The sequence below is a fragment of the Phyllobacterium sp. genome (genome assembly GCF_037994405.1).
Classification (GTDB): domain Bacteria; phylum Pseudomonadota; class Alphaproteobacteria; order Rhizobiales; family Rhizobiaceae; genus Phyllobacterium.
This window is the reverse complement of record NZ_JBBNAN010000116.1, coordinates 1-6188: the sequence shown is the minus strand read 5'-3', so window position 1 is coordinate 6188 and position 6188 is coordinate 1. Positions and strand designations below refer to the sequence as shown.

The 6188-nt window shown below is 57.0% G+C and carries 7 protein-coding genes; 6 read left to right on the top strand and 1 reads right to left on the bottom strand.

Annotated features, from left to right (window positions below; all coding sequences use genetic code 11):
- Window positions 1-453 precede the first annotated feature (453 nt).
- Genes AAAC48_RS06830 through AAAC48_RS06820 form a run of 3 tightly spaced genes read left to right on the top strand, consistent with a single transcriptional unit; the run spans window position 454 to window position 2190 of the window.
- Window positions 454-1227 (top strand): adenosylcobinamide-GDP ribazoletransferase, encoded by a 774-nt coding sequence (locus AAAC48_RS06830; protein ID WP_340653462.1) that lies wholly within the window; start codon window positions 454-456, stop codon window positions 1225-1227.
- Window positions 1228-1245: 18 nt separating this feature from the next.
- The gene (locus AAAC48_RS06825; protein ID WP_340653461.1) at window positions 1246-1479 is read left to right on the top strand and encodes a DUF1289 domain-containing protein; all 234 of its coding nucleotides are present in this window, start codon (window positions 1246-1248) and stop codon (window positions 1477-1479) included.
- A gap of 6 nt (window positions 1480-1485) precedes the next feature.
- A complete protein-coding gene (locus tag AAAC48_RS06820; protein ID WP_340653460.1) occupies window positions 1486-2190 on the top strand; it encodes a TIGR02281 family clan AA aspartic protease in 705 nt (234 codons plus the stop codon).
- Here the strand turns inward: AAAC48_RS06820 and dusA are convergent.
- A complete protein-coding gene (dusA, locus tag AAAC48_RS06815; RefSeq protein ID WP_340653459.1) occupies window positions 2187-3197 on the bottom strand; it encodes a tRNA dihydrouridine(20/20a) synthase DusA in 1011 nt (336 codons plus the stop codon). The two genes, AAAC48_RS06820 and dusA, sit on opposite strands and share 4 nt — an antisense overlap.
- 306 nt (window positions 3198-3503) lie before the next feature.
- Between dusA and AAAC48_RS06810 the strand changes: the two genes are divergently transcribed.
- The 3 genes from AAAC48_RS06810 to AAAC48_RS06800 all read left to right on the top strand — a co-directional run.
- Complete coding sequence (locus tag AAAC48_RS06810) at window positions 3504-4526, top strand: DUF4105 domain-containing protein (RefSeq protein ID WP_340653458.1); 1023 nt, start codon at window positions 3504-3506, stop codon at window positions 4524-4526.
- On the top strand, window positions 4523-5287 hold the full coding sequence (locus AAAC48_RS06805) for a DUF4239 domain-containing protein (RefSeq protein ID WP_340653457.1): 765 nt from the start codon (window positions 4523-4525) through the stop codon (window positions 5285-5287). Before AAAC48_RS06810 ends, AAAC48_RS06805 begins: the two co-directional genes overlap by 4 nt.
- A 194-nt stretch (window positions 5288-5481) precedes the next feature.
- A partial coding sequence (locus tag AAAC48_RS06800; protein ID WP_340653456.1) for an alpha/beta hydrolase occupies window positions 5482-6188 on the top strand: 707 nt, incomplete at its 3' end.

Here is a 6188-nt window from a genome sequence, read left to right as displayed (position 1 = left end):
AACCGGTTTTGCACAATTATTTGATAATTGTCACATTTGCCGCAGACATTTATCGACTATTTGTGTCTTGTCATGAAGCATGACACCTTATCTAGGATTAGGACCCGTTAATATGATCGACAATGGCGCCAGAAACGGCAAGAAGATGCGAGGAGAAGCGTGAAGGGCGGGTCTTTCCCCCGGCCGAGCGGTTCGACACTTGAGCTTGCAGCCGTTTCGGCGGCCGCAGGATACGGTCCTTTCGCCCGGCTACGTCGTCGCAAAGCCTCGAAAATGCATAAACATTTCTTGTCCCTTTGCTCCTCGTATCCGAACGAAAAGCCTCATACCATTTCGACCCCATTCGTGAGTTTACGACCTAGCAACCCCCGTCCTATAAGCGCTGCAAGAGAAAACGCAAAGGTCAACACGCGGCGCAGAGTGTCGCGACCCTACGAATCAGAGGTTTGCTGCATGGATTTAGTCAAGGAGACAATGCGGGCGCTGGCCTTTCTCTCGCGCCTGCCTGTTCCGCCGCGCTGGTTTGACGGCTATGACGGCTCGCTTAACGACACGGTACGCGGCTTTCCTTTGGCAGGTATCATCATCGCATTACCAGCGTCGATCGTATTGCTGATCGCGGCTGCACTCGATCTGCCCGAAATCGTCACCGCTCTATTGATAATCACCGCCCTGATCATCACGAGCGGAGCCCTGCACGAGGATGGGCTAGCCGATGTCGCAGACGGTTTCTACGGCGGCAGCACGATCGAACGCCGTCTGGCAATCATGAAGGATTCAACTATCGGCTCCTATGGTACCCTCGTCCTCATCCTTTCCGTCCTCCTTCGAACTGCGCTGCTGGCCACAACGTTGGATGAACTTGGCTCTTTTCGTACGCTCGTAGTTTTGATTGGAACCGAGGCAGCCAGCCGCGCAGTGCTTGTCAAATTCTGGCAGAGCCTGCCCTCTGCCCGTGCGGGTGGCGTAGCTGACCGAGCCGGGATCCCAAACGCAGATGAAAGCAACTTTGCACTGATCCTGGGCGCTACGATTCTCGCTATGAGCTACGGTACTGCGGGCGGGCTGTCGTCTGTGATCATCGCAATATTCCTCACCGCACTTGTCTTCTATGGTTTCTCGGCACTCTGCCGTGAGAAGATCGGCGGGCAGACAGGTGACGCGCTTGGAGCCATGCAGCAGCTCGCCACGATTTCACTGCTGCTCGGGCTTGTCATCGCGCTCTAATCATACCAAATCTGTAAAATGAGCATTATCGAGTCCCCCTGCATCCTTGTATGCGCGATCGACGTGAAGACGGGCTATTGCTTCGGCTGCGGGCGCACGCGCGAGGAAATCGGGGCCTGGTCAGTGATTTCACCAGAAAATCGCCGCGCAATCATGGGCGATCTGTCAGCGCGGCTTGAAACCGTCGAACGGCGCCCGCGTCGTGAAACGCGGCGAAGCCGGATGGCACGCGAAAAGCAGCAGGAGGCCTGATCGAAAATGGGCCGTCTTCTTTGGATCATCATTGCACTGATCGGCGCAACGCTCCTGCTTCTGATAGCGAACAATGATAGCGGCTCGACGCTGGGTATCCAGAATGATGATTTCGCCCGCTTTGCCTACATGAGCATTTGGGGCGTCGTCCTCGGCTCGGCTCTGCTCGGTTCAGGCATTCCGCTCGGCCATTTCCTGCGCAGTATGGCTGTCTGGATCATCATTATCCTCGCACTGGTCGCTGGCTATCAATATCGCTACGAATTGCAGGACGTCGGTCACCGGATCACGGCAGGTTTGATCCCCGGCAGTCCGATTTCCAACCGCGATGGCAACGGCGTCATCACCGTAACACTGGCCAAGGCGGATAATGGTCACTTCGAAGTCAGGGGGGAAGTGAACGGCGCTACCGTGCCCTTTATGGTCGACACCGGGGCATCCTCCATCGTTCTGTCATCCGAGGATGCGCGCAGGGCTGGTCTCAATCCGGACGAGCTTTCCTACAAGACGCCCATCATGACCGCAAATGGCACGACAACGGCGGCGAATGTTACTTTGGACAGCGTCAAGATCGGCGCCATCGAACGCCGCAACATCCGCGCCATGGTGGCGCAGGATGGCCGTATGGCCGGGAGTCTCCTCGGCATGAACTTTCTGAATACGCTGAGTGGCTTTTCCGTGCGAGGCGACCGCTTGATCCTCTCGGATTAAGCGGCTTCTGCGCCTGCATCGATTTCAATTGCCTCATAGGCACGGCGAATGACTGCACTGTCAGCATCTGGTCGATTAGCGTCGGTCGAGAGAATTTGCCGCCACCGCCGCGCGCCGGCAGCGCCATGAAACAGTCCAACCATATGCCGGGTGATGTGTGACAGCCGGCCGCCACGTCCAATATGAGCATCTGCATAGTCGCACATATGGTCAATGATCGCATCGATCGAAAGTGAAGCGCGTTCCGAACCATGGATCCTTACATCGACATCCAAAAGCAGCATCGGATGCTGATAGGCCGCGCGGCCGAGCATAACACCATCCACATGATTCAAATGCTCAACGGCTTCATCAACTGTCTGAATACCGCCGTTGATCCCGATGAATTGATTCGGGTTTTGCTGTTTCAAGCGATAGACACGATCGTAATCAAGCGGCGGAATATCGCGGTTTTCCTTCGGTGAAAGTCCTTTGAGCCAAGCCTTGCGCGCGTGAACCCACAATGCATCGGCACCGGCCTCGAACACCCGGCCGGCGAGGTCATCAAGGGCCAGTTCCGTGTCCTGATCGTCGACACCGATGCGGCATTTCACCGTTACCGGAATTACCACCGCCTGCTTCATGGCGTCCACGCAGGCGGCAACGACATCAGGCGTTTGCATCAGACACGCGCCAAACGTGCCCGATTGAACGCGATCGGATGGGCAGCCGACATTGAGATTGATTTCCTGGTACCCCATGACTTCGCCAATACGCGCCGCGTCTGCCAGTTTCGCCGGATCGGATCCACCAAGCTGCAGTGCAACCGGATGCTCCGCCTCGGCGAATCCGAGTATCCGCTCGCGATTGCCGTGGATCGCCGCGTCTGCAACCACCATTTCCGTATAGAGCAAGGCATGCCGCGTGAACTGGCGATGGAAGGTCCTGCAATGGCGGTCCGTCCAATCGATCATCGGCGCAACGGCAAATCTGTTGCGCTTGTAATCACTGTATTTTTTCGTAATCACTTGCCGTCAATTCCGAATTGTTTGTTGGCCTGCCGTTTCCGGCTGTTCATGACCATTTCCGCTTACAGCGAGCGTTAGAATGGCACAGTCGGTACACCGCTCGGATCGTCATAAAGCGTGATGGCGCTATTGTCCATCGATGCCGCCCCTCTCGAATCACAAGATCTCAGCTGACGAGTTGTTAGGCGCGTACCGCAATCCTCTCGTAGCCTGTCCGGATCGGATCGAAAGGGAGCATTGACCGTGAGGCGATTTGGGGCTCTGATGGGGAGATTGTGGTCGCCTCTTAGATACCAGGGGGGTTCGTTGCGTCTGCTAGTGCGAATTCTGTTCGCCGTTGCTGCGTTGTTGGCCATAGCCATCGCGACAGCTTGGGCGGCACTTGCCATGTGGTATCGCCTGCCGATGCCGGAACTAGCGAGAATTGCCGCGGGTTGCCTTTTCATTCTGCTTGGTCTGGCGACAATCATCGCACTGTTCACTCGGCTGCGTATCCAAGCGTTTGTGGTATTTTTGGTGGCATTCGCCGCCATACTGATTTGGTGGAGCGCAATACGGCCGCCAGAAAACGCCGATTGGGCCCGTGAGGTAGCCCAACAGGTGACGGGGACGCGTAACGGCGATTTGCTGACGCTGACAAACGTCCGAGACTTCGAATGGAGCAGCAAGACTGACTTCACTGAACGTTGGGCGACTCGGACCTACGACCTTAACAAGCTCCGAACAGTCGATCTTTTCATGTCCTATTGGGGAAATCCGAACATTGCCCATGTCATTCTCAGCTTCGGCTTTGAGGACGGCGAGTATATCGCCTGGTCCATCGAAGTCCGGCGGCGCATCGGCGGCGAGTTTTCACCCATCGCCGATCTGTTCAAGAGCGATCCTCTGGTGATTGTCGCCGCTGACGAACGCGATGTCATTGGTGTGAGGTCCAACTTTCGTGGTGAGGACGTCCAGATCTATCGCCTCAAGGCCTCGCCGGAAGCCGCCCGGGCGCTCTTGCTCGAATATGTTCTGGACGCCAACGCGCTCTCGACGGCGCCCGAATTCTACAACTCGCTTACCACGAACTGTACGACGACCATCGTCAAGATGATGCGTGCGGTCGGTGACGCCGTTCCCCTCGACTGGCGGCTGATCGTCAATGGTTACTTGCCGGAGTACGCCTATGACCATGGTGCGCTTGATACCAGTGTGCCGCTCGCGGACCTGCGCGCACTGGCTCATATCGACGAACGGGCAAAGGCAGCTGGTTTGTCGCCGGACTTTTCACGGCTCATCCGCGTCGATGTGCCATCGCCTGCCACCAAGACAGGCGCAAGCCTTTGAGTGCGCTCGCCATCGGCGGCATCGCTTTTGCCTGCCTGTATGCTGCCGCATGCCTGGGGATGATCGTCAGCCATCGCTTGCCGGATCATCATCTGAGTGCCGACTCCAGAGATACGATCAAGCTTGCCACCGCCGTGGTCGGAACCTTGTCGGCCCTTGCGCTCGGTTTCCTGATTGCCTCGGCCAAAACAACGTTCGATAGTGCCGAAGCAGAGCTCAGAACATCGGTCGCGAGGCTGGTGCTTCTTGATCGCGTCATGGCGCACTACGGTCAGGAAACGGCAGGGGCACGCCAGATACTTGCCGAACTGGTCAAGGCGCGGCTTCACCAGAACTGGGAAAATAACGGGAACGTGTCTTCATTGCCTGAAAGTGCAAGTGACGACCTTGGAATAGAGCCTGTGCAAGATGAATTGCGATCGCTGTCTCCTGGTAGCGAAGCGAAGCGCTTACTGCAGTCACGGGCACTCGAGGTCAGCGGGCAAATAGCGGAAGCCCATTGGCTGCTTGTGGAAAAAGAAGGCGAGGAACCGCCGTGGGCTTTTCTCGCAATCCTGGTGTTCTGGCTTGCCCTGTTGTTTTTCACGTTCGGACTTCTGGCTCCCGCCAATGCCACAGTCGTTTGCATGTTGTTCGTTTGTGCGTTGTCGGTGGCGGGGGCTGTGTTCCTGATCATTGATATGGCCCACCCCTATCTCGGCTTGATTCAGGTCTCCGACGCGCCCTTGCGGACCGCGCTTGCACATCTCGGGATTAGGTAAAGATCGCCTCTCGCAAGCTCCACGTCCTCCAGCTTGCAACAGGATTCCACGATTCGGACTGTTACCGTTACGTACTTGCATTTCACCTATCCAAGAGCGATCATTGTTAAATAGAGCTTTGCGGCACGAGGGGGACCCAGGTGTAAAGCAGGCACGAACGCAGCGCTGACGGACACAACCTCAATCGGCGATGCATGAGATCCAATTCGCTTCGCACTCGGTGGCTGCAACTGGCTGTCTGCGCGATGGTCGTAGTGGCGCCGGGTTGCGGCGGTCACCCAAAAAACGTCTTGCTGCCTGTCGCCGACACCGCTCCCGCAACCAGCAGGGTCGATATGTTGGTGACGACGACGCGCAGCCGCTCGTCCAATCCCGGAGAGATGTTTACCGGCGAGCGCGGGCTGACGCCGGCCTTTGCAGACATCACCGTGTCGATCCCGCCCAAGAACGTCCGCAAGGAAGGCGACGTCGCTTGGCCGAAAAGACTCCCCTCCAATCCGGCGACCGATTTCGCCACGCTGAAAGCGGATCAAATTACGTTGGACGCAGCCAAAAACTGGCTGAGTGCCTCGGTCAGAAAGAGCCCGGATCACAGCGTTCTTGTCTTTATCCATGGGTTCAACAATCGGTTTGAGGATTCTGTCTATCGTTTCGCGCAAATCGTCCAGGATTCGGGCGTACACAGCGCGCCGGTGCTGGTGACATGGCCATCGCGCGGCAGCCTGCTCGCCTATGGCTATGACCGCGAGAGCACCAATTACACCCGCAATGCGCTGGAGAATTTGTTCCAGTATCTGGCGCGCGATTCTGAGGTGAAGGAAGTCTCGATTCTTGCGCATTCGATGGGGAACTGGCTCGCGCTGGAATCGCTGCGACAGATGGCGATCCGCAATGGCAGGCT